Raw genomic sequence first — 25211 nt, 5'->3', positions numbered from 1 at the left:
CGCTCCGCCGAGCGAGATGCCGCCGAGCAGCAGGTCCAGCGCCGTCTGCGGCGTCATCCGGCGGCGGCCATCCCGAGGTAGGCTTCCTGGACGTGGGCGTCCCGGAGCAGCGCCCGTCCCGTTCCCTCCTGCCGAATCCGTCCGGTCTCCAGCACGTAGGCGCGGTCCGCCAGCTCGAGCGCGAGGTAGACCTGCTGCTCCACGAGGAGGATCGTGAGCCCATCCCGCTTGAGGCGGGCGACGGTCTGGTAGAGGTGGTCCACGACGAGCGGGGCCAGGCCGAGGGACGGCTCGTCCAGCACCAGGAGCCGGGGCCGCGACAAGAGCGCCATCGCGATGGCCAGCATCTGCTGCTCGCCCCCCGACAGGGTGCCGGCCAGCTGACCGCGACGGGCGGCCAGGACGGGGAAGAGCCCGCACATCCGGTCGAGGGCCGCCCGGAGCCCCTCGGGGGGCGGCGCCGCGAAGCCGCCCAGCTCGAGATTCTCCTGGACCGTCATGGCCGGGAAGAGGCCGCGTCCCTCCGGGACGAGGGAAAGTCCCCGCCGGATCCGCGTATAGGGCGGCTCGGCGAGCAGGGACGCGCCGTCGAAGGTGACGCGGCCGGCCTCGACCGGGATCAGGCCGGCGATGGCCTTGAGGGTGGTGCTCTTGCCGGCCCCGTTCGGCCCGATCAGCGCGACGACCTCGCCGGCCGCGACCGTGAAGCTGACGCTCCAGAGGACGCGGAGGTCCCCGTAGGAGACGCGGAGGTCTTGCACCTCGAGCAGGACTGGGCCGGGCTCAGACAAGGACCACGCCTCAGCCCGGCGCGCGGCGCTCGCCCAGATACGCGGTGATCACCCCGGGGTCCCGGGCCACCACGGCCGGCTCGCCGCGCGCGATCACGGTGCCGTAGCTGAGGACGACGACGCGCTCGGAGAGCGCCAGCACGGCCCGCACGTTGTGCTCGATGAGGAGGATGGCCAGCCCCAGATCGCGGACGAGCCGCCGGACGATCGCGCTCATCTCCTCGGTCTCCTGGGGATTGAGGCCGGCGAGGACCTCGTCCAGGAGCAGGAGGTCGGGGCCCGTGGCCAGGGCGCGTACCATCTCCAGGCGCTTGCGCTCCGACAGCGTCAGGGTGCCGGCCGGATGGCCGGCCTTGCCGCCGAGCTTGCCGTAGTCCAGGAGCTCGCGCGCCCGGGCCTCGGCGGCGGCCCGGCTGATCCGCGCGTCGGCGCCCCGGCGCCCGAAGAGCCAGCCGGCGGCAACGTTTTCCGCCACGGTGAGGCGCGCGAAGGGCTGGACGACCTGGAAGGTCCGGGCGATCCCCGCGCGACAGACGGCGTGGGGAGGGCGGCCCGTGATGTCCTGCTCGCGGAAGAGGACCCGCCCGCTGTCGGGGCGAAGGACCCCGGAGACGACGTTGAAGACGGTGGTCTTTCCCGCGCCGTTGGGGCCGATCAGGCCGACGATCTGCCCCGCCTGGACCTCCAGGCTGACGTCGTCGAGGGCCCGGACGCCGCCGAACCGCTTGGCAAGGTGCTGGACCTCGAGCAGGGCCACCAGGCCCGCGCCCCGCCGCTACTGGCGCGGGGCGGGCCGGTACGGGCCGTCCGCCGCCGCGGCCGGCGCGATGATGACGACCTTCCCGTTCTGGAACTGGGCCGCGTACAGGTACTTCTCCCCCATCCCGTTGAGGACCCGGTTGCCAAGCTTCACGTTGTAATTGAACCGGTGGGGGCCATGCGGGGTGTCGAACTGGAGGGTCCGGAGCGCGGCCATGAACTTCTCGCGGTCGAGGGTCCCCGCCGCCTCGATCCCGCGCCGCACCGTCTCCAGCGCGAGGTAGCGGATGGGCAGCACGAGCGACTTGAACGGATACGGATCGTCCACGTTGAGCTGCTTGAGGATCGTCAGGTAGCGCTGGTCCAGGTGCTTCCGCGCGATGTGGGTCTCGCCGGTCACGCCCTCCGACAGCCGCGCCCCTACCTGCTGGGCGAACTCCGGCACCAGGTGGATGACGTGGAGCTCCCTGGGCTTGAGTCCCAGCTCGTTCATCTGCTTCACGAACGGGACGCTGGTCACCGTCCAGCCCGACGAGTAGACGATGTCCGGGTTGAGCTGCTTGAACTTCGCGATCACCGCCGAGAAGTCGCTGGTCTGGAACGGCACCGACTCGACGGCCACGACCTCCAGCCCGGCCTTCTTGGCCAGCTCGAGCGCGCCCTCGGCGACGTCCTTGGTGTGCGGATTGTCCTCGATCAGGAAGGCGATGGTCCGGTAGTTGACGACACCTTTGTCCCGCAGCTCCCGCATCAGGTCGAAGTAGGGGATCGACCAGTACTGGGCCGGCCGGTCCACCCCGGCGATCCACTGGAACCCCCGGGCATAGATGACCGGGCTGTTGGCCTCCACCAGGATCATCGGGATCTTGAGCCGCTCGGCCACGGTGGACGCCCGGAGGGTGATGGGGCTCGAGCCGGGACCGAGGAAGAGGTGCACACGGTCGACGGCCGCCAGCTTCTCGTACAGCTCGACGGATTTCTCGGGGCTCGACTCGTCGTCGTAGAGCGTGAGCTCGATGGGGAGCTTCGCGTTGTATTCCTTGACGAACACGCCGCCCTCGGCATTGACGAGCTTCTCCCAGCCCTTCATGAACTCGATGATGCCCGGGCCCCAGTCGCTCGAGAATCGGCCGGTGACGGCCACGGTGCCGCCGACCTTGATGCGGTCGGGGCGCTGGGCCTCGACCGATCCGGAGAGCCAGAGCCCGATGGCGAACGCGAGCAGAATCGCGGGCATCCGTCTCGACTGGATCATCCCTGTCCTCCTACGCATTGCGCCGTTCCAGGCCGATGGCCCGGTCCACCGAGAGGAAGCTGGGACCCAGGAGAAACACGGCCAGCGCCAGCACGCCGAGCGTCAGGGGGAACTCCAGGCCGCCCCCCGGGGTCAGCCAGAAGAACCCGATCTTGATGTGATTCTTGAGGATGGCCACGGTCATGTCGATCACCAGCCCGGCGGCCCAGACGCGCGTCAGGAACCCGAAGAACAGGCAGATGCCGCCGAAGAACTCCGTGATCGTCACGACCCACACCCAGAAGGGCGCCGGCGTGATGCCGAGCTTGTTGAAGTAGCCGACGTAGCCCTCCCAGGGGAACCCGTAGAAGGCGGGCCCGAAGAGCTTCTGAGCCCCGTGCATCACGAAGATGAAGCCGAGGAAGAGTTGCAGGATGACCACCGCCCACCGCTCCGCGCCCGCGAGCCGGTACAGCATGCGCCCTCCCTGGTCAGCGTTTTCGCAGCTCGACCCTCACCGACATCCTGCCGATGCGCTCGATGTCGATGGTGACCTCGTCGCCCGGCCTGAGGGGGCCCACGCCGTCGGGGGTGCCGGTGGAGAAGAGGTCGCCGGGGTACAGCGTCATCACGTGCGAGGCGTACTCGATGAGCTTCGGGATCTTCCAGATCATGTCCCCCGTGTGGCCGTTCTGGCGCCGCTCGCCGTTGACCCAGAGCTGGAGCCGGAGGGCGTGGGGATCGGGGATCTCGTCGACCGTCACCAGCGCGGGTCCCACCGGCGTGAAGGTGTCGAAGGACTTGCGAGTCGAGCGGTCCTCGTCGCCGCGCACGGTGATGTCCATCACGCCCGTGTACCCGAAGACGTAGTCCATGGCGGCCGCCGCCGGCACGTCGCGGGCCGTTCGCCCGATCACGACGCCCAGCTCCACCTCGTGATCCGTTCGGCGGTCGGGGAACGGCAGCTCGATGGTGGCGCCGGGACCGACCACCGACGAGGGCGCCTTCAGGAAGACGCCGTAGCGTTCGATGGCGTGCAGGTCGCCCTTGACCAGCGGTCGCATCTCCTCGATGTGGAGCCGGTAGTTCACCGGCGCCGCGATCACCTTGCTCGGGCAGACGACCGGGGCGCCGAGCCGCACCCGCTCGAGCGGCACGCCGCGGCGGCGCTCGAGCGCCTCCTCGAGCCGGGGCCGGAGCCGGTCGAATCCGGCGATGGCGTGCAGGAGGAACACCGGCGGCCACCCGGCTCCACCGGCGCCGACCAGATCGCTCACGTCCACGACGGTCTCGTCGCGGAGGAGCCCGAGCCGGCTGTCGTCGTAGACGACGAGTCGCATCGCGTGTCCCGGTCGGAGCCGCCTCAGCCTTCGAACACGCGCGTGACCGGCTGGTGCCCGTCGTGCTCCGGGTAGGCCTGCTCCCGATAGAGCCCGAGGGCCTGCATGATCGGCGTGTCCTGGACCGAGAAGAGAATCGCCTCGCCGCCGGCGCTGGCGTGCTCGTGCCAGGCCCAGGTCGGCACCACGAAGAGGTCGCCCTTCCGCCAGTCGAAGCGCTGGCCGTCGATCACGCTTTCGCCGCGGCCCTCGAAGACCAGGTAGACGGCGCTGCCGGTGTGCCGGTGGGCACGGGTCCGGGCGCCGGGACGGATGAGCTGGATCCAGCACGCGAGGGTCGGCATGAGGGGGCCGCCGGTGTGCGGGTTGATGTACTCCATCGCCACGTCGTCGAAGGCGCTCGCGTCGACGGTCGCCAGGCGGCGGAGGGCTTCCTCGGTCCGGGCCCACTTGTAGTTGAGGAGCGGCGAGTGGGGACCGGTCCATCGCTCCCAGGTCGGGCGGAGCTGGCCGACGCCGTACCGGCGCTCGGAGTCCCCGACCGGCTTCCCGACCGGCTGGACGTCGGCGACGAACGGCTCGTAGAACTGCCCCTCGAGCTCCCCGACCATGGGCAGGTCGAGGCCGTCGAGCCAGAGCATGGGGTCGGCGGACTCGTTGCCGTGGTCGTGCCACGTCCAGGGCGGCGTCAGGACGAGGTCCCCCCGCGCCATCACGCACTTGTCGCCCTCCACGGTCGTGAAGGCGCCCTCACCCTCGATGACGAACCGGATCGCCGCCGGAGAGTGCCGGTGCGCCGGCGCCACCTCACCGGGCAGCACGTACTGGAACCCGGCCCACAGCGTGTGGGTCGCGCCGTACCGGTCGGGCAGCCCGGGATTGATGAAGCCCAGGACCCGCCGCTCGGCCGCCCGGCTCAGGGGGGTGAGCTCCGCTCCCTGCTTGACCAGGGGCAGCACGGTATCCCAGCGCCACAGATGCGGCAGGCACCGGCTCTTCGGCTCCTTGGGCAGGAGGTTCCGGGTCACGGTCCAGAGCGCCACCAGGTGGTTCCGCTCCAGCTCCTTGTGGAAGGCCTGCGCCTCCGCGGTCGGCGTGGGGGTCGCGGTCGGACGGCTCTCCATGACGACTCTCCCGTCAGCGGAAGTGGGGCATGACGTGCCGGGCGAACAGCTCGATGCTCCGGCGCGCCTTGGCCTGCTCCATCATCCCGAAGTTGATCTGGAAGCTCGGGTAGACCTCGCCGAAGGTGTCGCGGATGTAGGTGAGCTGTCGCGCCACGTCGTCCGGGTCGCCGATCAACGCCCGGGTCTCGGCCAGCACCCGCTCGTAGGTGATCTCGTCCAGCATCTGCTCCAGCGCGGAGTACTGCTTGTACTGCCCCGACTGCCGCCCCGTCCAGGACCGGGCCGACGCCTTGAAGTTCCGGAGGTACTGCTCCATGTAGGGCCGGCACTCCTCGCGCGCCGCCTGGCGAGTCGGCGCCACGTAGAGGTGGAGCACCATCATGACCTCGCCCGGCCCCCGGTGTGGCTCGTGTCCGTGCTCGCGGTAGTTCTGGCGGTAGAGGTCGAGCTTCTCGGCCAGCTCGTGGTGCTCGCCGAGGTAGGGGACGACCATCATGTTGTAGCCGCGCTGGCCCGTCCACGCGAACGACTCGGGGCTGACCACGGCGGCGATCCAGATCGGGGGGTGAGGCTGCTGGGTCGGTCGCGGGAGCGACGTGACGTTCCTGAATCGGTGGAACTTTCCCTCGAAGGTGACGTTCTCCTCCGTCCACAAGCGGAGGAGCGCCTCGATCCCCTCTTCGAAGCGCGCCCGGCTCTCCTCCATCGAGATCCCGAAGGCGTCGAACTCGTAGGGGAGGAAGGCGCGCGCGATGCCGACGTCGAGCCGGCCGCCGCTGATGGCGTCCAGCATGGTGAGCTGACCGGCGAGCTTCAGGGGATGATTGAACACCGGCAGCACGGCGCCGGTGACCATCCGCAGGCGCCGCGCCCGCTGGCTGCAGGCGGCCAGGAACAGGCACGGGTCCGGGCTGTAGCCGCCGTAGGAGGTGAAGTAGTGCTCGACGATCTTCACGCTGTCGTACCCGAGCCCGTCGGCGTACTCCGCCAGATCGAGGACGTCGGCGAAGTACTGCTGGCCGGACACTCGGTCGGGCTGGGCGTCGGGGAAGTAGTCGATCCCGAACTTCATCGCGTTCTCCCCTGGGAGGCGGTAGGCAAGCCGGCCGGCGAGCCGTGCGGTCAGAGTAGCCCGCCCTCCGGGGACGGTCAAGGACCCCGCTCCCCGCGCGGTCGATGGCTCCCCGCGCCGGCGCTGGTGTATGTTAGCCCTGATCGGCAAATGTCGCGACGTGGTGGGGGAGAGGGAAATTGGGGCAGACGCGCTTCGGCAATTTACCGATTGGGGTTAGCAGGCGCGCACCGTCGACCCGGAGGTGTGGCATGGCCGTCGACCCGCAGTCGATCGAGGAGCTGGTGGCCGCGAACCGGATCCTGGCCGACCAGGGAGTGCTCGACGGATACGGTCACGTGAGCGTTCGGCAGGCCGGGGACGCCCAGCGCTATCTCCTCGCGCGCTCCCGGGCGCCGGAGCTGGTGACCACCGACGACGTGCTCGAGTTCGACCTCGACAGCAACCCTCTGGAGGGCGGGCGGGAACAGCGCCTGTACCTCGAACGGTTCATCCACGGTGAGATCTACCGGGCCCGGCCGGACGTCGGCGCCGTCGTCCACCACCACTCGCCGTCGGTCATCCCGTTCGCGGCCAGCACGATCTCCCTGCGCGCGCTCTATCACATGAGCGCGTTCCTGGGCGAGGGGGTGCCGGTCTTCGAGATCCGCCAGGCCGGCGGGATGACGGACATGCTCGTCCGGACTCCGGAGCTCGCCCGCGCGCTCGCCCGGGTCGTCGGGACCCATGGCGCCGCCCTCATGCGGGGCCACGGCGCGGTGGTGACCGGGACCTCGCTGCCCCACGCCGTGGGCCGCGCCATCTACATGGAGCTGAACGCCCGGCTTCAGGCCCAGGCGATCGCGTTGGGCGGCGACGTGACGTACCTGGCCGGGGAGGAGGCGCGGCAGGCCGAGGCGACGATCGGGTCCTTCGAGCGTGCGTGGGAGCTCTGGAAGCGGAGGGTGGCGGCGCGGTGACGGCGCCGGCCGCCGCCGCCCGGGCCTGAGCGCGTTCGTGCCGGCCGGCGCCCTTCCCGGACGCGCGATGCTCGTCGTCGAGGGCGTCAGCAAGACCTTCGGCTCTTCCGACGACGACGCGCGTCCGGTGCGGGCGCTCTCGGAGATCTCCCTGGAAGTCGCGGAGGGAGAGTTCGTCTCCATCATCGGCCCCTCGGGCTGCGGCAAGTCCACGCTCCTCGGCATCGCGGGAGGGCTGGTCCGGAGTGACGCGGGCGAAGTGCACGTCGACGGGCAGCGGGTTGGGGGGCCCCAGGCGGCCATCGGCGTCGTGTTCCAGGAGGAATCCACGTTCCCCTGGCGCACCGCGCTCGGCAACGTGGCGTTCGGCCTCGAGATGAGAGGCGTGCCGAGAGCCGAGCGGGAGCAGAAGGCCCTCGACATGATCCGGCTGGTCGGGCTGTCCGACTTCGCCGATCGATACCCCGCCGAGCTCTCGGGCGGGATGAAGCAGCGGGTCGCCATCGCCCGCGCGCTGGTGATGGAGCCGAAGATCCTGCTGATGGACGAGCCGTTCGGTGCGCTCGACGAGCAGACGCGCATCATCCTGGGCGAAGAGCTGCTCCGACTCCAGGAGCGGCTTCGCCAGACGGTGCTCTTCGTAACCCACAACATCAACGAGGCCGTCCAGCTCTCGGACCGCGTGGTGGTGATGACGGCGCGGCCGGGACGGATCAAGGAGACCGTCGCCATCGAGTTGCCGCGGCCTCGAGATTCGACGATCATCGCCTCGGACCGCTTCGGCAAGCTGGTCGGGCGCATCTGGGGCACCCTGAGGACGGAGTCCCTGAAGGGATTCCACGAGACGGAGCGCTCCTTCACGGAGGGGGGTCGACGATGACGAGATCCGGATGGGCGGCCGAGGTGCTGGTGGTCGCGCTCCTGGCGGTCCTCCCGTGGCGTCTGGCCGCCGCCGAGACGAAGCTGGTGGTGGCGTCCCCGCACGCCGTGCTCTTCGATACGGGTCTCATCTTCGCGGTGGCGAAGGAGAAGGGGTTCTTCAAGGAGGTCGGGCTCGACGTCGAGACCGTGATCGTGGCCGGGGGCGGCGAGAACGTCCAGGCGGTCGTCTCCGGCAGCGTCCAGATCGCGATCGGCACCGGGACGCTCGCGGTCATGAGCGCCTTCCAGAAAGGCGCGCCGGTCCGGATCATCTCCGCCGAGATGACCGGGGCCGATGACCTGTACTGGTACTCGATGGCCACCACCCCCTATCGAAGGATGGAAGACATCGCCGGTAAGCGCATCGCGTTCAGTAACCCGGGCTCCTCGAGCCACCAGGCCGTGCTGGCGGTCGTCGATCAGCTCAAGGCCAGGGGACTCCCGGGGCCGTACCCCGTGGCGCTCGGCCGGATGCCCGACATCTTCACGGCCATCAAGACCGGCCAGGCCGAAGCGGGATTCGCCGCCGTTCCGCTGTTCATGGATCGGCTCGAAAAGGGAGAGATCCAGATCGTCTTCAAGGGACAGGAGATCGAGAAGCTCCGGGAGGTGACGGTCCGGGTCAATTTTGCCCGCCGCGACTGGGCGGAGCGGAACCCCGAAACGGTGCGCGCCTTCCTGAGGGCATACGGCAAGACCATGGACTACATGTTCGCGAACCGTGCGGAGACGGCGAGAATCTGGATCCAGCACGGCAAGCTCGACATCTCGGAGGCGACCGCCGTGAAGGCCATCGACTTCTATCCCCGCGCGTCGGTTGCGCTGAAGCCCATCAAGGGGATCCCCGCCACCGTGGAGGACGCCATCAAGTTCAAATTCCTCACCCAGCCCCTCGGCCAGGCCGAGCTGGACAAGCTGATCGATCTCCGGTATGTCCCGTAGCTCATGGGAGGGGCCCTCGACGGCCCGCTCCCAGTGACCTCTCCACCTCTCGGGCTGGGCGGGTGGGCCCGCGGGCGAAATCCGCGCTCGGAGTGGACCAGCGCGAGCGCGGCGGTTCGGTCATGCCCTGCGCGCGGTTGATCCGACGGCTGCGTGGCGAAGGCGCCCGGCTCTCGATCGCGCGGTTGGCAATCGTCCTGGGCGGCCTGCTTCTCGTCGAGGGCGTCGTCCGGAGCCGGTGGATCGATCCGTTCTTCCTGGCCGCCCCGTCCCAGGCGCTTCAGATTCTCTGGCGCGAGGTCGTGAGTGGGCGCGTGTCGACGATGATCCTGGTCACCCTCTACGAGATCGCCGCCGCTCTGCTGGCCGCGACGGTCGCCGGTCTCCTGGCCGGCTTTTTCCTGTGGAAGCATCAGGCGCTGGGGCGGAGCACCGAGCTCCTGCTGGGCGCGCTCTTCGCCTCGCCGGTGATCCTCACCTATCCGATCTTTCTCGTCCTCTTCGGGCGGACGAGCGCCGCGATCATCACGCTCTCGGCCGTGTTCGGCTTCATCCCGATCGCCATCAATACCAAGGGCGCGTTCGAGCACATCAGCCCGGTCCTGCTCCGGGTCGGACGCAGCCTGAGCCTCTCGTCCCGGCAGACCTTCCGCCACATCGTGATCCCGGCGGCCGCGCCGACGGTCTTCAGCGGATGCCGGCTGGGCCTGACCTACATCCTGAAGTCGGTCATCGGGCTCGAGTACGTCGTGCAGGTGGGTGGTCTGGGGATGTGGATCTCCGATTCCGCCTACCGGTTCGACATCGGGCAGGTCTACGCGGGACTGGCGGGAGCCGTTGTCCTGTCGGTCGGGTTCCTGTACGTGATCAACCGGGCCGAAGGGTGGGTGCGGAGGTAGCGGTGGCCGCGGCCGGCGCGAGCCGCGACGCCGCTCGGTGGATCGCGCGACCACGGCGAAGCCCGGTGGCGATCCCGGGCCTGCTGATCCTGGGGGCGGCCCTCGGCTGGGAGCTGATCGGCCGGACGGGTCTCTTCGTGCCGGACCTCTTCCCCTCCTGGGCGGCGATCGGCCGCGCCTTCTGGCTCCACGTGAGCACTCCGGTCCTCCTTCCCCACCTGGCCGCCAGCCTCTACGAAGTGGGGGGAGGCGTGGTCATCGGCGCCGTCCTGGGCATACCCGTCGGCCTGGCCGTCGGGAGCCGGCCCGCCCTCATCGCCGTGGCCGAGCCGTTGATCCTCTACCTGGCGGTGATCCCCAAGATCATCGTCCTGCCGGTCTTCATCCTCTTCCTGGGGATCGGAGTCCACTCGAAGCTCGCGGTGGGGGCGCTGGCGGCCTTCTTTCCCATTTCGCTCCTGACGATGGCCGGCATGCGCGAAGTGAAGCCGGTCTACCTCGCGGTCGCCCGCGGGGTCGGCGCGACGCGGTGGAAGATCACCACCCGGGTCTATCTGCCGGCGGTGACGGCGTACATCGTGGGGGGGCTGCGGATCGGTCTGGGGGCCGCGGTGACCGGCGCGCTGCTGGCGGAGACGAAGCTCGCCCAGGCCGGGCTGGGGTTCCTGGCCATCAGCTATTACGGCCAGTTCAGGATCGCCGAGATGTACTCGCTGTTCCTCGTGATCTTCTTGATCGCCGCCGCGATCAACGGGGCTCTGAGCTGTCTCCTCGGCCGCCTGACCCCTCACCGGCGCGTGTCCGCGGAACCAGGACTCTTCTTCTGATGTCCGCGCGGCGCTGCCCGGCCGGCGGCCGCGGTGGCTCTTGATGCGGCTTTTCAACCGTGGCACGCTGGAGGGCATCTGCGACGAAGCCAGGGGACCGACGTTCCGCGGACTGACCCGGCGGCCAGACGTGGCGCTAGGAGGCAGACCTGATGGCAGAAATCACGGGCTACCGACGGCCTCATTGGGGTACCCAGCCCAGCTACCTCCACCCCACCTACGGATCCAGTCAACGGCGGTCGCCGACCAAGCCGCTGGTCGTGCTGCCGCACACGCTATCCGAGGTGACCGGGCCGCTGTTCGGACACGACGACGTCGGCCCCAACGACAACGACCTGACCCGGCAGCACGCCGGCGACCCGATCGGCGAGCGCATGATCCTGACCGGACGCGTGCTCGACGAGAACAGCCGGCCGGTGCCCTTTACGCTGATCGAGCTCTGGCAATCGAACGCCGCCGGCCGGTATCGGCACAAGGTCGACCAGCACGAGGCGCCGCTGGATCCCAATTTCACCGGGGGCGGCCGCACGCTCACCGACGCCGACGGGCGCTACCGGTTCGTCACGATCAAGCCAGGGGCGTATCCCTGGCGGAACCACCACAACGCCTGGCGGCCCGCGCACATTCACCTCTCGCTGTTCGGCCCGTCCTTTCTGACCCGGCTCGTCACCCAGATGTACTTTCCGGGTGATCCTCTGCTCCCGTTCGACCCGATCTTCAACGCCATCCCCGACCCGATCGCCCGCGATCGCCTGATCGCGGCGTTCGACTGGGAGAACACGACTCCCGAACATGCGCTCGGCTACCGGTTCGACATCGTCCTCCGGGGTCGGGACGCCACGCCGATGGAGAGGTGACATGAGCCTGCGCGCGACCGGGTCTCAAACGGTAGGGCCCTATTTCCACCTGGGCTTCAGCTGGCTCTACGTCGACAAGCTGGCCGGTCCCGGCATGAGCGGGGAGCGCGTCACGATCGAGGGTCGCGTCCTCGACGGAGACGGCAAGCCGGTCGGGGATGCGATGATCGAGATCTGGCAGGCGGACGCCCATGGCCGATACGCCCACCCGGGGGACGAACACGACAAGCCTCTGGAGCCGGGGTTCAAGGGATTCGGACGGGTGGCGACCGACGAGAACGGCGTGTTCCGCCTGGCGACCATCAAGCCGGGCCGGGCGCCGGGCCCCGGCGGCCAACCGCAGGCGCCGCACGTCGTGGTGTCGGTGTTCATGCGCGGGCTGCTCAAGCATCTCGTCACGCGGATCTACTTTCCAGACGAGCCGAGCAACGCCGACGACCCGGTTCTGAATCTGGTCGAGCCGCCCCGGCGCTCGACGCTGATCGCGAAGACGGTCGCCGGCAGCGAGGGCCTACTCGAGTGGAACGTCATCCTGCAGGGCGAGGGCGAGACCGTCTTCTTCGACGTCTAGTGCATGGGAGGGGGCCTCGACGGAATAACCCGGCCGCTCGCCCCGAGCGCGCGATGCGTCGAGCAGCGCTCCGAGCGGCGGCTGTGCCGCCCCAACCGAGGGGGGGCATCGGGGGGGTGTTCCGAGACCCCCCCGAAGAAGCTAGGGGCCGAGCGACGGTGAGTCTGCCGGTCCCGGCGGATCGACGGCCCTGACCTCGGCGCCCCTCCGCCTGCTGGACCCGCTGTTCGCCCCGGAGGCGATGCGGGTCGTCTTTTCGGACCACGTCCGCCTGCAGCGCATGCTCGACTTCGAAGCCGCGCTGGCCCGGGCGGAAGCGCGTGTCGGCGTGATTCCGCCATCGGCCGCCCCCGCGATCGAGGCCAAGTGCCGCGCCGAGCTGTTCGACATGGATGCCCTGGCACGGGCCACCGCGCTGGCAGGCAGTCCGGCCATTCCGATGGTGAAGCAGCTCACGGCGCTGGTGGCCGAGGGCGAGCCGGACGCCATGCGATTCGTCCACTGGGGCGCGACCAGCCAGGACGCCATCGACACCGGGCTGGTGCTTCAGCTGCGAGACGCGCTCGACCTGATCGAGGCCGATCTGGCCCAGCTCGCCAGGGCCCTCGCCCAGCTCACCAGGGACCACCGGCTGACGCCCGTCGTCGGCCGCACCTGGCTGCAGCACGCGCTCCCGATCACCTTTGGACTGGAGACGGCGGGCTGGCTCGACGCGACCAACCGGCACCGCGCGCGGCTCCGGGAGATCCGTCCTCGCGCGCTGACGCTCCAGTTCGGCGGCGCGGTCGGGACGCTGGCCGCCCTCGGGTCTCGGGGTCTGGACGTCGCCGCCGCGCTGGCGGAGGACCTCGGGCTCGCATTGCCCGATCTCCCGTGGCACTCCCACCGTGATCGGGTGGCGGAAGTGGGGACCACGCTGGGGCTGCTCGTCGGCACGCTGGGGAAGATCGCGCGCGACGTGTCGCTTCACATGCAGACCGACGTCGCCGAGGTCTTCGAGCCGGCCGCCGAAGGGCGTGGCGGATCGTCGACCATGCCGCACAAGCGCAATCCCGTCGGCTCGGTGGCCAGCCTGGCGGCGGCGATCCGGGTGCCGGCCCTGGTGTCGGTCATGCTCACCGGCATGGTTCAGGAATACGAGCGAGGCGCCGGGGGCTGGCAGGCGGAGTGGGAGACCCTGCCGGAGCTGGTGACCCTCACCGCGGGGGCATTGCGCCACATGCTGGACGTGGTCTCGGGGCTTGAGGTCGATGCCGCGCGGATGCGCCAGAACCTCGAGACGACCCGGGGTCAGATCCTGGCCGAGGCGGTGGCCATGGCGCTCGGCGCCAGCCTGGGGCGGCTGGCGGCGCACCGACTGGTCGGGGAAGCCTGCCACCGGGCGAGCGAAGAGGGGCGGCACCTGCGCGACGTCCTCGCGGAGGATGCGCGAGTGCGGGCGCAGCTGGCGCCCGCCGATCTCGACCGCCTGTTCGATCCGGTCAACTACGTCGGCGTGGTGGCGGCCCTGATCGATCGGACGATCGCCGCCAGCCGGCCCGGCCGGTAACCGCGCCGAGGGAGGGCAGCGATGGACGAACGTGAACGCCATGCGCAGGGCATGACCGTCCGCCGGGCGGTGCTCGGCGACCGGCACGTCGAGCGCGCGCTGGCCCGGCGAAGCGAGCTCACCGAGGAGTTCCAGGATCTGATCACGCGCTACGCATGGGGCGAGATCTGGACCAGGCCCGGCTTGCCACGGCCGACCCGCAGCCTCCTCACCCTCGCGATGCTGGTGGCGCTCAACCGGAGCGACGAGTTACGGCTCCACCTGCGGGCGGCGTTCAACAACGGCGTGACCCGTGACCAGATCAAGGAGGTGCTGCTGCAGGCCGCCATCTACTGTGGCGTGCCGGCGGCGAACTCCGCGTTTCATCTCGCCCAGGAGGTGTTCGCCGAGCTCGATCACGACCCGCGCTGAGCGCCTCGGAGGTCACCTCGCCGGAAGCCTCATGGACCGCGTCCCCGGCGCGTCGGCCACCGATACGCCAGCCAGTGCTCTCCCATGTCTAGGCTTCCCGGCGTTGGGGCGGCAGTGCCCCAGGTGCTGATCCGCTGCCTCACTTCAGGCGACCGGCTCCGGCCCGGTGGGGGGTGGTTGCCAAGAAAACGCCTGCCGTGACGCGAGCATGACCATCCGGCTGAAAACGGACCGAATTGGCAAGCGCGTTGCTTCTGCGTGACTCGGTGAGAGGGGAGTCAGCGACAATCATGCATCGAGCGGTCGCACTGATCGCCATCGTGCTTGTCACCGGCGCGGGCGCGTGCCTGTTCGATGCCGGTGAGCGGCCGGGCGAGGATCTGTGCTCCGCCCTCGTGGCGGTGACCCCTGTCGCTGTGCTCGGGTTCATTCTGACGCTGGCGGGCGCGCCCCAGCCGCCGGTCGCTCTTGCTTCCCCTCTCTTCCGCCCGGATTTCCCCGCTCCGCCCCCCAGAGCCTGAGGGCTTCTGTCCGGCGCCGTTCCCTGCCCTCGATGTGAGGGCCAGTCGGAACCCGTCATCGTCAGGAGGATCCTGTGATGCGCCTGATCAGAGCCCTGGGTCTCATGCTCGTCCTGGTGGTGAGCCTTGGCGCGGTGATCTCCGACGCTCAGGAGCTGACCAAGACCAACCGGCAAGGTCCGGTCACGGTCGCGGTGACCCTCTCCGCGCCCCCAGTCGTCGGCGTGCCGTTCAAGGCCAGGGTCGTTCTCGATACGCATTCGGTCGGTCTGGACGGCGTCGCGTTCGAGAGCGCCGTCGTGTTGCGCGGCCCGGACGGCGTCGAGGTCGCCCCGACCGCCGTCGAGCAGGTGAAGGGATCGGGCCACCACCGGGAAGCCGTCGTCGTCTTCCCGCCTTTCAGCCAGCCCGGCCCGGCCTACATCCTGGTGAAGGCGGTTGGGGGCGTAGCGGAGCGCGTGTTCGCGTGGGAGTGGCGCTGACGGACACCGCGCGGAGGTATTTCAACGGTAGGTGACGCAAATCGAAGGAGGTGGGTCATGAAGATGATCGTGACGCTGCTCGCGGCGGTAGGGCTTGCGCTGGCCGTGGTGGCCGCGGCCCAGCAGGCGCCCGGCCCGATGGGGCCCGGCTCGATGCCGCCGGGGATGATGATGGGCATGCACCAGCAGGTGATGGGGATGCTGCAGCAGATGGGCGGAATGTTGCAGCAGATGGGCGAGATGATGGTCCGCGGCCAGATGCCGCCCGAACGCACGGCGCGGATGGGCGAGCTAATGAAGGAGATGGGCGCCATGATGGGCGGCATGGCATCCACCGGCGGCCAGATGGGGCCGGCGATGATGGGGGAGATGCCGAAGATGATGGAGCGCATGGCGGAGATGCAGAAGCGCATGTCCGACATGATGAAGGCGCCCCAGTGAAGCGGCACCGGGGACACGGCCGTGGAGGACACGAGCGGTGGGCGGCGCCCCTGCCTACGGACTCTGGTCCCTCGTCGTGATCAACTCGCTCGTATTCATCATCTTCGCGTTCTCGGGGGAGTGGGGGAATTTTGCGGTCCGAGCGAGTCTCGAGGCGGAGATTTCACGACGTGCCGTTTGCCGTGCTGGCCCTATGGCTGCTTGGTCAGCTCTGTGCAGGATGCGATCCGCGAGGCCGGCGACAAGTGGTGATAGCAGAGCTCCATGCGGTTCGGCGCGAGCAGCGTTCCAGAGCTATGGCCGTCGTCGTCGACCACGTGGATCGTGCCGGCGCGCGACAGGACGCCGATGACCGTCTCGCTGCTCCGGGCCGACGAGAACGTGCCGGAGAAGCGGCGGCCGTCCTGCTTGTCGATGGTCAGCGTGAAGGGAACGCTGGTCAACCGCGGCTCGGCCGGCCGTGTCGGGGGATGATGGGGGTTCCCACCACCCAAGACGATCGTTTCGCTCTCGCCTTTCCACGTGCCCCGAAGGTCAGGGACGCCCGACTGGGCGGACGCTGCGCCAGTCATCCATGCAACGAGAACTACCGTGAAGAAGGCCGCGACCAGGACGTGTCTCATGAAAGCCTCCGTAGAAGGACGTCGTGATGTGGCGGGGGCGACTCCGACAGCGCTGATGAACCCAGGCGCTCCAAACGCCATTTTTGCGAGCCCGCGTCCCTCCCCCCGGGGCCACCAGCCTAGACAAGAAGCATAGCTCACCCGGACGCGGCGCACCGGGCGGGTGGTCGCCGAGCCCGTGGCGGCGCCCTCGGGGACTACGTCCGTGGCGTCCAGAACCCAAGGCTCCGGCTGGCTCAGGGCCGGTCAAGGGGGTGCGCGTGCCCAGGCGGCCCAGTTGGGCGCCTCGCGCTCCCAGTCCTCGTTGAACGTCACGGCTTCACCGCTCGCACGTGGAGGAAGTTCGGGAGCCGCCGCCAGCGCGCCGCCTGCGGGTAGGCGGCGACGTAGACTTCCTCGGCCGTCGGCTCGCGCAGCCGCTCGATCAGGAGCCCCGCGCGCTCGAGGGCGCGGGCGTAGTCCTCGAGTGGGTGGCCTCCTTCAGGCCGAGTCACGCACCGCGGGCGTAACGCCGCATTGGCTTCGTCTGTCTCCGAGGAATCGCGCATGGCGTATGTCCGCCTTCTCGCGCCCGGTCACCATCGGTGGCGTGCGCGAGCGAGTCGTGTTCCAGGGGAAGAGGATACGCCGAGCGTCGGGTGATGTCGACCTGGCGGCTCGATTCGCTTCTGTGAACCGCAGAGCGCTTCCGCCTAAGGCTTGATCACCTGTTCTCGCCCGTCCTTGTTCCTCAAATGGAGTGAGCTCTCCGCGCCTTTCGCTCCCAGCCGGGCATAGGTGGGATCCGACTCGCCTCCCAGGCCGATTCCCGCGCCTTGCACGGACGCTTGGAGCTTCACGCCGGGCCGTCCGTTCGGATCGATCAGCCGAAGGATCACCGTCTCGGGATATCCAATGGTGCCGTCCGGCATCCGGTACGTATCATTGGCCGGTTGCACCGCGATGCTGGCGCGAACCTTTCCCCGTTGATCCACGATCTCGAGACCGCGGCCCCGCAGCACCGATGACTCGGTGTTCGCCGCGACCGGGCGCATCTGCGCGAGGAGGAACACGAGGAGCATGAAGTTGATGATGGTGAGGGTGACGAGAAGTCGCTGGATTTTCATGGACATTCTCCTTGGGCTCGTGTCGAGGCGGGAATGATCAATTCACGCCACATCGAGAAGATGGCGCGCGAGTGATTGAACCTACCAGAAATACATCACCAAACGCCAATCTTGCGAGCCCGCGTCCCTCCCCACGGCGTCACCAGCCTGGCCAAGCATAGCCCACCCGGATGCGGCGTGCCAGGCGGGTGGTCGCCGAGCCCGTGGCGGCGCCCTCGGGGACCACCGCCCGGGGCGTCCAGAACCCAAGGCTCCGCCTGGCTCAGGGCCGGTTAGGGGGCGCTGGAGCCACCGCTCGAGGCGCGCTCGCCGGCGGCGCCGCCAGGGGCGCGGGCCGGGAACCGCGGTCCGGCCCGCCGCGCGTCCCGTCACGCCGGGCTCTCCGGGTCCCTACTGCAGCCGGATCCGCGGATCGAGCCAGACGTAGAGCAGATCGAGCGCGAGATTGATCACCACGAAGATCCAGGCGACCACCAGGACGGTGGCCTGGAGCAGGGGAAGGTCGCGGTTGTAGACCGCCTGATTTCAGGCTTGACGGCACTGTCGTCTGCGCTGTATCAGTTGGCATGATGTTCATGACGGGACACCACGGTGGATAGCCGAGGCCCGATCCCGCCGGCGCCAGGTTAACCCGATGATCCGGCTCAATCGCAGAATCCCGAATCCGCGGTTCCTCCTCGCCTTCCCGCCGCTGCAGTATAGCGCCGACGAGATGATCCGACCGGACGGCACGCTGGCCTTGCCGTATCTCGACGCGGCGCTCACCGCCGCGGGTTTCGAATCGCAGATCCTCGAGCATCGGGACGGGCCAAGACCGGCTGGAGGATACGTTCTATCGCAAGATCCCGCTCCCCAAGAGCCTGGTGCGCATCGGGATGTCACCGGAGCGCATCCTGGAAGAGGTGGCCGGCTTCGACGTGATCGCGGTGACCTCCATCTTCACGCAACAGACGTCGCGCTGCTTCGAGGTCAGCCGGCTGATCAGGGAAGCCTACCCCGAGAAGATCCTGGTGGCCGGCGGCGTGAACGCGCGCAGTCTCAAAGAGCACTTCTTCGATCACGGGTTCGACGCGGTCTTTCTCTCGGAGGGCGAGAAGTCGATCGTCCAGTTCGCGCACTTCCTGCGCTCGGGAGGTGCGGCTCCGGTAGACGTCTCCGGCATCGCGTGGCGGCAGGACGGCCGCACGGTCTCCACCCCGGTGCAGAATCTCACGCTCGATCTCGACGAATTCCCGATGCCCTCCCGGGAGAAGCTTCCCAACGAGCGGTATTGGGAGATCAGCCGGGTCTGGGGCGGCAAAGAGGGGTGGATGGAGGGGGATCCGCAGCCCCGCTATGCCGCGGTCTTCACGTCCAGGGGCTGTCCCTTTCGCTGTACCTATTGCCACATCTCGAAGGAGCGCGGCGGCGAGGCCGGCGAGGTGGCGGCCCTGCGCTTCCACTCGCTGGAACGTATCGCACGGGAATTCGACACGCTCAAGAGCATGGGGGTGCGGTACCTCTTCATCAACGACGACTCCTTCCTCGCCAAAAAAAGGCGCGTGTTCGCCATCCTCCGAACCTTGCCGGCGTACGGCTTCAAGCTTGCCGACGTGAATGGCGTGAACATCGTCCACCTGTTCAAGCGGCAGGGGGAGAGGCTCGTCGTCGCCGAGGAGCTGCTGGAAGCGCTGAATCACGCGGGTTTTCGGAAGCTCTCGCTTCCGTTCGAGTCGGGTACGCAGCGACTCATCGACAAGTACTCGTCGGCCAAGTGGGATCTCACGCACTGCGATGTCGTCGATCTCGTGAGGAAGGTGAACAAGGCAGGGCTCGTGGCGGACGGGAACTTCATGATCGGCTACCCCGACGAGACCCTCGAGGAGCTCACGAACACCTTCGAGCTCGCGCGGCGGGTCATGGATGCGGGTTTGATCGGCTGCCAGTTCTTTATGGTGCAGCCGTTCCCCGGCACCCAGCTCTTCGAGGAGTCTCTCGCTGACGGGCAACTCCCTGCGTCCTGGCACTGGGACGACCTCGGTTGGTCGAAGGGATCCCCGTTCGCTCGGCTCAAGATCGACAAGCAACTGTTGAAGTACTCGTGGAATCTGGTCTGGCGGCTCTTGAACAAGCCGACGCGGGTCGAAGAGTTCAGCGGTCAGCTCACCCAGGCGGATCGGCGGAGAGCCTGAGGAAGGTCGCGCGGGCCCCAGGTAGTCGTCGCGGCGCGGGGCCTCTCAGACGCCGAACGCCACGCCCTCCTCGCCGACTAGAGGTGGGCCAGGCCCGGCATCCTCGCGCTCCTGTACAGCTCGTGCACCTGCTCCTTGAAGCGATTTATTCCGGGTTAAATAATTCATCCCGAATTCTTCTGTATAGCTTTGTCCATAGACCCAGGGAGCCGCCCGCCGCCTTCTCGTTATTGATTCCGTCGTAGCGGTGCAGGGGTGTCGTATCGCCCGGCGGCCACATGGTGCTAATCGACCCCGGCGTGTAGAAGGTCACGGTCATGCTGAGGCGAGATTGACGGCAACTTTTGACGACCGGCGATACCGCGTGCCAGGACTTGTCCGAGCGCACCAGCACAGCGGAGTTGCCGACGACGGGCGCGATGCGGGTGAACGCATCAGCCACGTCCGATGATCGCAGAATGGTCAGACAGCCGCCGTCTTCCTCATTCCAGCGCTCGTTGAAATAGAACACATGTGTGACCGTCTTGTCCTTCAGGTCGACATGCGGGCCAAGCCAGGCGCCCGGTCCGTAGTGAAAGACATTGACCTCCATCGGCAGGGAAGCAAGGTCGCGTCCCGTCAGTCGCGTGATGGCCGCTCGATAGGCAGGAGACAACAGATCGTTTGCCAGTTGCCACCAGGCCGGACTTAGGCTGTCGGCATTCGACACCGAATCGCCGCCCATACTGATCAACGCACGCGCCTCATATTCATAGCCCTTTTCACGGTCGTAGCCCTTGACCGTTTTGAAATGGTCGCGCGGATAAGATGCCACCAATGACGCCGCATCCTGCGGCGCAAACAGGCTGCCGACGAAGGCCCACTCATACGGCTGAGTTGACAGTGTCTGGCGGCAGATTTGAGTCAGGTCGATCATGTTTCGTCTTGTGCTCTTCGTCGCAGCCAGCCGAAATACCGGGGCGGCGCGGTAGGTTTCGATAACCTGGTATCGGTATCGTCACGAACGATATTGTCGGGAGCGGTGACTTGTTCGTCGCGCGCCTCCAGCAAATCCGGCAGCGTCTGCCAGAAACGACCGAGCGCCGGCAGCGTAGACGGCGTCTCGCTCGCCGAAAGAAACACTGTGGCAATTCTATCCCAATGGCTGTCCAGCTGGCGCAGCACCGCGGACATCGCCGGTGAGGGCTCGTCTCGGCTGTGCCTGGCGCTGAATCGTTGCGGATCGATCCCCTCTTGAACGTTAAACGGGATAACCCCGTCGAACCCTGACAGGGTCGCATACTTGCCGCCGAAGCAATGCGCTGGTCGAAATACCGGCACGCCAAAGGCGAGCGCCGTCATCGACAGGTGCAGACTGACGGCGACAACTGCCGTCGCTTGTGCGATCAATTCCGCCATCGACAGCGGACCTGGCCAACTCGACAGTTGAACGATTCCGGGCAGATCGTTGCCGAAGGCTACATCACTATCGCCGAGGACGGGGCCGATCGGCAGTAATAACACGCGATAATTCTCGAACGGCTGCTGCTGCGCCCGCACAAAACGGGCAACATGCTGAAGCTCGGCGATCGTCTGAATGATGATATAGGGATCAGTCAGACCGTTAGCATCGCGCAGGCGGATAAACTCCGACGACGGCCGTCGCGCATCCAGCAGCCGGGCAATACCGAAGGCGGTGTCGGGCACGACGTTTATTTCGATCGTGTCGGTGAAGCGTAACAGGGCCTGGCGCGACGGTTCGTCACGTACCGAAACATAACGGCTGCCATCAATGGCCAACCGCATGAGCGGATCAGCCCATGACGGGATATCGCCGTGAACGCCGGGCGCGTTCCACACGACCGGTGTGCCGTGCTGCAGCGCGATCAGGATGGGCGTCAGCCAATAGCCGGTGGGATGGTGGATGGTGGGTACAGGCGGGGCGTAGCCGGGCGCGATCGATTTATCGAATCTGATTATGTGGCCGCCGCCGATAATCGCCCCGTGGAGACTGCTCGCCATCGCCGGCAGTTCGGTCAACGACGTTACGTCGTATGGCCAGTCGGGCGGCGTCTTGCGGCCGTAGGAGAAGCACTGCAGTGTTACCGGGCCCAGTCTCTGCGACAGCTCCGCCTCGGCGATCAGCGGGAACAGAAGATCGCCGTAATTCTCTACGTCAAATGTGCCGAAGATCCCAAGCTGTGGCCTGCACTGTGACCTCTGCGCTCTGAACGCAGGCAGCACAAAGCGCATTTCTGCACCCCTCGGTTCGGCCCCGCGGGGGCCCTCGTCCCCCCGGCGGCTCTTCTCCGGCGTGGCTGGAGTGTAGCGCGCCCCGCCTGGGGCTCGCAACCGGGCGGGCCGGCGGGCCGTGGCTGCAGGCCGGCTGAACGTGGGAAGCCGCCCTGGCGGCGCGGCGGGGCAGAGCCTGGCCCGGCGCCGGCGCGGGGCGCGCGGCGAAGAACCGGGTCGATTAGCGGAGAGGCCTCACGGTGTCAAGGGGCCGGCGTTCCCTCTAGCCCGATGACACCTGCAGGTGGGGGTCGAGCCGGTCGCGCAGCCAGTCGCCGACCAGGTTCACGCTGACCGTGGTCAGCGCGATGGCCAGGCCTGGGAACGTGGCCAGCCACCACTTGGACTGGACGTAGTCCCGTCCTTCCCCCAGCATGTTGCCCCAGCTCGGGGTGGGGGGCTGCACGCCGAGCCCCAGGAAGCTGAGCGACGATTCCACGACGATCATCTGGGCCAGCTCGAGGGAGGCGATGACGATGGCCGACGCGATGCCGTTGGGGAGAATGTGCCGGAAGACGAGGCGCAGGTCGGTGGCCCCCAGCGCGCGCGCGGCCACCACGAACTCCCGCTCCCGCAGCGAGAGCACCTCCGCGCGGAGGACACGCGCGTAGGCGACCCAGCCCGTCAGGCCGAGGATCGCGATGACGAGCACCAGGCTGGGGCCGAACACCGCGATCAGGGCGATCACCAGCAGGATGAAGGGCAGGGCCATGCGCAGGTCCGCCAGTCGCATGAGCACCTCGTCCACCAGGCCGCCGTAATAGCCGGCCAGGAGCCCCATCACCACGCCCGTCACCCCCGCGATCACGACCGCCATGAGGGCCACGATCAGCGAGACCCGGGCGCCGAAGATCAGGCGGCTCAGGATGTCGCGGCCGAGCTGGTCGGTGCCGAGCCAGTGGGTCGGGGTTCCACCCGCCCACGCCGGCGGCGCCAGACGTCCGTCCAGGTTCTGAGCGAAGGGGTCGTGGGGCGCCAGGACCGGCGCGCCCGAGGCGACGAGGGTCAGCGCCACCAGCACGACCACGGCCAGCATTGCCGGGAGGCGCTGGAGCCGCCGCCCGAGGCGCGCCCACCGGGGGGGCGGGCCGGGAACCGCGGTCCGGCCCGCCGCGTGTCCCGTCACGCGCAGCTCTCCGGGTCCCTACTGCAGCCGGATCCGCGGGTCCAGCCAGACGTAGAGCAGATCGAGCGCGAGATTGATCACCACGAAGATCCAGGCGACCACCAGGACGGTGGCCTGGAGCAGGGGAAAGTCGCGGTTGTAGACCGCCTCCAGGGCCAGGCGGCCCACCCCGGGCCAGGCGAAGACGCTCTCGGTGATGACGGTCCCCCCGAGGATCGAGCCGTAGGTGAGGGCGGCCATGGTGACGGTTGGGATGCTGGCGTTGCGCAGGACGTGCCGGAGGAGCACCGCCCGCTCGCTCAGTCCCTTGGCCCGCGCGCTGCGGACGAAGTCCTGCTGGAGGACGTCGAGCAGGCTCGAGCGCAGCATCCGCGCCATGCGCGCCATCGGCCAGAGTCCGAGCGTGATCGCCGGAAGGACCAGACTCCCGACGTCGCCGCGTCCGGCCGCCGGGAGCCACTGCAGGTGGACGGCGAACAGGAGGATGAGCATGATCCCGATCCAGAACGGCGGCAGGGCCTGGCCCACCGCGGCGGCCGTCGACGCCAGGGCATCGAGGACGGAGCCCGGGCGCGGGGCACAGACGAGCGCCGCCGGCACCGCCGCCAGCAGCGCGATCATCATGGCCGCCGTGCCCAGCTCGACGGTGGCCGGCATGCGCTCGAGCACGAGGGCCAGGGCGGGCTGTCGGTAGCGGAGGGAGCGCCCGAGGTCCCCCTGGGCCGCATGGGCGAGGAAATCGACGAACTGGACCGACAGCGGGCGGTCGAAGCCGAGCTCCCGGCGGAGGGCCGCCATCTCCGGCTCGGTCGCTTCGTCGGGAACCATGAGCCGTACCGGGTCGCCGGTGAGGTGTCCGAGGAGAAACACGGTCAGCGCCACCAGGACGAGCATGATCCCCGTCATGACCAGGCGCCGCAGGAGGAACGTCCGCATGGCGCGTCAGCCCGGGGTGAGGCGGCGGGGCGAGCGACGGGCGCGCCCGCCGCCGGAGTCCGCGGCGGCCGGGGGCGGCCCCGGAGACGCGCTCTCCCGGAGGCCCCCGCACGGTCGCCGGGTGGTCACGACTCCAGGTCAGCGTCCCAGAGGACGAGCCGCTCGTTCTTCGGGGGCACCCACTGGAGCTTCTTGTTCGCCCCGAAGAGATCCGGCTGGAAGTACAGGAAGAGCCAGGGCGCCTGCTCGTGGATGTATCGCTCCATGTCCCGGAGGATCTGCTCCCGCCGCGTCAGGTCGAGCGTCTGCGCCTGCTCGTAGAGGGCGTCGACCTTCGGATCCCGGGAGTAGTGCGGGAAGCTGCCCTGGGCGTGGAGGAACAGGAGGACCGTGCGGTCCGCGTCGATCTGGCTGAGCGTGCCGATCATCGCCATGCCCTTGAGCTCGCCCTTGGCCCAGGTGGAGAAGAACGTGTTGTACTCGCGGGTCAGGAGCTTGCTACGGACGCCGACCTTCTCGAGCATCCCGGCCACCGCCTGCACGACCTCGACGTCCTTCAGCCAGCGACCGGTCGGGTGGTGGAACTCGGTGGTGAAGCCGCTCGGGTAGCCGGCCTGGGCCAGCAGGTCCCTGGCCTTCTGCGGGTCGTACGGGTAGGGCTTCACGTCCGCGTTGTGCCCGAAGGTCAAGGGATGGGACGGGGTGGCCTGGATGAGCGCCCGTCCCCCCAGGATGTTCCGATTGAGGCTCTCCTTGTCGACCGCGTAGTTCATCGCCTGGCGGACGCGGACGTCGCTGAAGGGGGACGTGCGGTTGTCGAAGATGATGGTGACGTTGCGCGTGCTGGCCACCGACAGCACCTTGGTGTTGGCCCCTCGCTCGAGGAGCGGGATCGATTCCGGCGGCACGTTGAGCACCAGGTCGGCCTGCCCCGCCTGCAGCGTGGCCACGCGGGCGGAGGCCTCGGGGACGGCGCGGAACGTGATCCGGTCGATCTTCGGGCGGCCCCGCCAGTGGTCGTCGTTGGCTTCCAGCACGATGCGCTCGCCCTTGACCCACTCGACGAGCTTGAACGGCCCGGTGCCGATCGGTCGCTCGGCCAGGCTGTCCGGATTCGTCCGGAGGACCCCGGGCGGCATGACCTGAACCTGGACCAGCGTGATCAAGAACCGGGGATCGGGCGCTTTGGTTCGCACGCGGACGGTGAGGTCGTCCACCCTCTCGATCGCCTCCCAGGCGACGAACCGCGCCCGCTGCGCGGACTGGGGGCGGGTG

At 68.5% G+C, this 25211-nt stretch carries 27 protein-coding genes and 2 pseudogenes; 13 read left to right on the top strand and 16 right to left on the bottom strand.

Annotated elements, in window-relative coordinates:
- Positions 1 to 53: 53 nt before the first annotated feature.
- The 7 genes from VGW35_03330 to VGW35_03300 are packed head-to-tail and all read right to left on the bottom strand — an operon-like array spanning position 54 to position 6323.
- Complete coding sequence (locus tag VGW35_03330) at positions 54 to 791, bottom strand: ABC transporter ATP-binding protein (protein HEV8306675.1); 738 nt, start codon at positions 789 to 791, stop codon at positions 54 to 56.
- Positions 792 to 801: 10 nt separating this feature from the next.
- The gene (locus VGW35_03325) at positions 802 to 1548 is read right to left on the bottom strand and encodes an ABC transporter ATP-binding protein (protein HEV8306674.1); all 747 of its coding nucleotides are present in this window, start codon (positions 1546 to 1548) and stop codon (positions 802 to 804) included.
- Positions 1549 to 1566: 18 nt separating this feature from the next.
- Positions 1567 to 2805, bottom strand: coding sequence for an amino acid ABC transporter substrate-binding protein (locus tag VGW35_03320; protein HEV8306673.1), 1239 nt, complete (start codon positions 2803 to 2805; stop codon positions 1567 to 1569).
- A 10-nt stretch (positions 2806 to 2815) separates the two neighbouring features.
- Complete coding sequence (locus VGW35_03315) at positions 2816 to 3262, bottom strand: DoxX family protein (GenBank protein ID HEV8306672.1); 447 nt, start codon at positions 3260 to 3262, stop codon at positions 2816 to 2818.
- A 13-nt stretch (positions 3263 to 3275) separates the two neighbouring features.
- Positions 3276 to 4124, bottom strand: a complete 849-nt coding sequence (locus VGW35_03310; GenBank protein HEV8306671.1) for a fumarylacetoacetate hydrolase family protein — start codon at positions 4122 to 4124, stop codon at positions 3276 to 3278.
- Positions 4125 to 4147: 23 nt separating this feature from the next.
- Positions 4148 to 5248: a cupin domain-containing protein gene (locus tag VGW35_03305; GenBank protein ID HEV8306670.1), complete on the bottom strand. Its 1101-nt coding sequence runs from the start codon at positions 5246 to 5248 to the stop codon at positions 4148 to 4150.
- Between the two features lie 13 nt (positions 5249 to 5261).
- Positions 5262 to 6323, bottom strand: coding sequence for an LLM class flavin-dependent oxidoreductase (locus tag VGW35_03300; protein HEV8306669.1), 1062 nt, complete (start codon positions 6321 to 6323; stop codon positions 5262 to 5264).
- Positions 6324 to 6574: 251 nt separating this feature from the next.
- Here VGW35_03300 and VGW35_03295 point away from each other — a divergent pair, with 251 nt between their 5' ends.
- The 12 genes and pseudogenes from VGW35_03295 to VGW35_03240 all read left to right on the top strand — a co-directional run bounded on the left by VGW35_03295 (position 6575) and on the right by VGW35_03240 (position 15818).
- The gene (locus VGW35_03295) at positions 6575 to 7282 is read left to right on the top strand and encodes a class II aldolase/adducin family protein (GenBank protein HEV8306668.1); all 708 of its coding nucleotides are present in this window, start codon (positions 6575 to 6577) and stop codon (positions 7280 to 7282) included.
- Between the two features lie 67 nt (positions 7283 to 7349).
- Positions 7350 to 8162 (top strand): ABC transporter ATP-binding protein, encoded by an 813-nt coding sequence (locus VGW35_03290; protein ID HEV8306667.1) that lies wholly within the window; start codon positions 7350 to 7352, stop codon positions 8160 to 8162.
- Positions 8159 to 9145 (top strand): ABC transporter substrate-binding protein, encoded by a 987-nt coding sequence (locus tag VGW35_03285; protein HEV8306666.1) that lies wholly within the window; start codon positions 8159 to 8161, stop codon positions 9143 to 9145. The genes VGW35_03290 and VGW35_03285 overlap by 4 nt, the downstream gene beginning before the upstream one ends.
- A gap of 122 nt (positions 9146 to 9267) precedes the next feature.
- Entirely contained in the window at positions 9268 to 10044 is a 777-nt protein-coding gene (locus VGW35_03280; GenBank protein HEV8306665.1) for an ABC transporter permease subunit, read from the top strand.
- A gap of 2 nt (positions 10045 to 10046) precedes the next feature.
- Entirely contained in the window at positions 10047 to 10871 is an 825-nt protein-coding gene (locus VGW35_03275; protein ID HEV8306664.1) for an ABC transporter permease subunit, read from the top strand.
- A 152-nt stretch (positions 10872 to 11023) separates the two neighbouring features.
- Complete coding sequence (gene pcaH, locus VGW35_03270) at positions 11024 to 11728, top strand: protocatechuate 3,4-dioxygenase subunit beta (GenBank protein HEV8306663.1); 705 nt, start codon at positions 11024 to 11026, stop codon at positions 11726 to 11728.
- Position 11729: 1 nt separating this feature from the next.
- Positions 11730 to 12299, top strand: coding sequence for a protocatechuate 3,4-dioxygenase subunit alpha (gene pcaG / locus VGW35_03265; protein ID HEV8306662.1), 570 nt, complete (start codon positions 11730 to 11732; stop codon positions 12297 to 12299).
- Positions 12300 to 12489: 190 nt separating this feature from the next.
- Entirely contained in the window at positions 12490 to 13848 is a 1359-nt protein-coding gene (locus VGW35_03260) for a 3-carboxy-cis,cis-muconate cycloisomerase (protein HEV8306661.1), read from the top strand.
- Positions 13849 to 13869: 21 nt separating this feature from the next.
- Positions 13870 to 14259 (top strand): 4-carboxymuconolactone decarboxylase, encoded by a 390-nt coding sequence (pcaC, locus tag VGW35_03255; GenBank protein ID HEV8306660.1) that lies wholly within the window; start codon positions 13870 to 13872, stop codon positions 14257 to 14259.
- A gap of 598 nt (positions 14260 to 14857) precedes the next feature.
- Entirely contained in the window at positions 14858 to 15262 is a 405-nt protein-coding gene (locus tag VGW35_03250) for a hypothetical protein (GenBank protein HEV8306659.1), read from the top strand.
- A gap of 57 nt (positions 15263 to 15319) precedes the next feature.
- A complete protein-coding gene (locus VGW35_03245) occupies positions 15320 to 15703 on the top strand; it encodes a hypothetical protein (GenBank protein ID HEV8306658.1) in 384 nt (127 codons plus the stop codon).
- Between the two features lie 37 nt (positions 15704 to 15740).
- A pseudogene (locus tag VGW35_03240) lies at positions 15741 to 15818 on the top strand (isoprenylcysteine carboxylmethyltransferase family protein).
- A 76-nt stretch (positions 15819 to 15894) separates the two neighbouring features.
- Here VGW35_03240 and VGW35_03235 read toward each other — a convergent pair.
- The 4 genes and pseudogenes from VGW35_03235 to VGW35_03220 all read right to left on the bottom strand — a co-directional run bounded on the left by VGW35_03235 (position 15895) and on the right by VGW35_03220 (position 17942).
- The gene (locus VGW35_03235) at positions 15895 to 16326 is read right to left on the bottom strand and encodes a hypothetical protein (protein ID HEV8306657.1); all 432 of its coding nucleotides are present in this window, start codon (positions 16324 to 16326) and stop codon (positions 15895 to 15897) included.
- 311 nt (positions 16327 to 16637) lie between these two features.
- Positions 16638 to 16820 carry a hypothetical protein gene (locus tag VGW35_03230; GenBank protein ID HEV8306656.1) on the bottom strand — a complete coding sequence of 61 codons (183 nt, stop codon included), beginning with the start codon at positions 16818 to 16820 and terminating at the stop codon, positions 16638 to 16640.
- A 198-nt stretch (positions 16821 to 17018) separates the two neighbouring features.
- A complete protein-coding gene (locus VGW35_03225) occupies positions 17019 to 17432 on the bottom strand; it encodes a hypothetical protein (GenBank protein HEV8306655.1) in 414 nt (137 codons plus the stop codon).
- A gap of 390 nt (positions 17433 to 17822) precedes the next feature.
- Positions 17823 to 17942 (bottom strand): annotated as a pseudogene (locus VGW35_03220) (nickel ABC transporter permease subunit NikB).
- Positions 17943 to 18295: 353 nt separating this feature from the next.
- Here VGW35_03220 and VGW35_03215 point away from each other — a divergent pair.
- Positions 18296 to 19603, top strand: coding sequence for a radical SAM protein (locus VGW35_03215; GenBank protein HEV8306654.1), 1308 nt, complete (start codon positions 18296 to 18298; stop codon positions 19601 to 19603).
- A gap of 145 nt (positions 19604 to 19748) precedes the next feature.
- Here the strand turns inward: VGW35_03215 and VGW35_03210 are convergent, their stop codons facing one another.
- The 5 genes from VGW35_03210 to VGW35_03190 all read right to left on the bottom strand — a co-directional run.
- Positions 19749 to 20519 carry a 2OG-Fe(II) oxygenase gene (locus tag VGW35_03210; protein ID HEV8306653.1) on the bottom strand — a complete coding sequence of 257 codons (771 nt, stop codon included), beginning with the start codon at positions 20517 to 20519 and terminating at the stop codon, positions 19749 to 19751.
- Complete coding sequence (locus VGW35_03205) at positions 20516 to 21835, bottom strand: polysaccharide pyruvyl transferase family protein (GenBank protein HEV8306652.1); 1320 nt, start codon at positions 21833 to 21835, stop codon at positions 20516 to 20518. The genes VGW35_03210 and VGW35_03205 overlap by 4 nt, the downstream gene beginning before the upstream one ends.
- Before the next feature lie 262 nt (positions 21836 to 22097).
- The gene (locus tag VGW35_03200; GenBank protein ID HEV8306651.1) at positions 22098 to 23000 is read right to left on the bottom strand and encodes an ABC transporter permease; all 903 of its coding nucleotides are present in this window, start codon (positions 22998 to 23000) and stop codon (positions 22098 to 22100) included.
- 18 nt (positions 23001 to 23018) lie between these two features.
- Positions 23019 to 23936, bottom strand: coding sequence for an ABC transporter permease (locus VGW35_03195; GenBank protein ID HEV8306650.1), 918 nt, complete (start codon positions 23934 to 23936; stop codon positions 23019 to 23021).
- 125 nt (positions 23937 to 24061) lie between these two features.
- The coding region (locus VGW35_03190; GenBank protein ID HEV8306649.1) for an ABC transporter substrate-binding protein at positions 24062 to 25211 on the bottom strand (1150 nt) is incomplete at its 5' end.

This window comes from Candidatus Methylomirabilota bacterium, assembly GCA_036005065.1.
Lineage (GTDB): Bacteria > Methylomirabilota > Methylomirabilia > Rokubacteriales > DASRDR01 > DASYQW01.
Note: the sequence above shows the minus strand (reverse complement) of the source record. Positions and strands in the feature narration are given on the sequence as shown.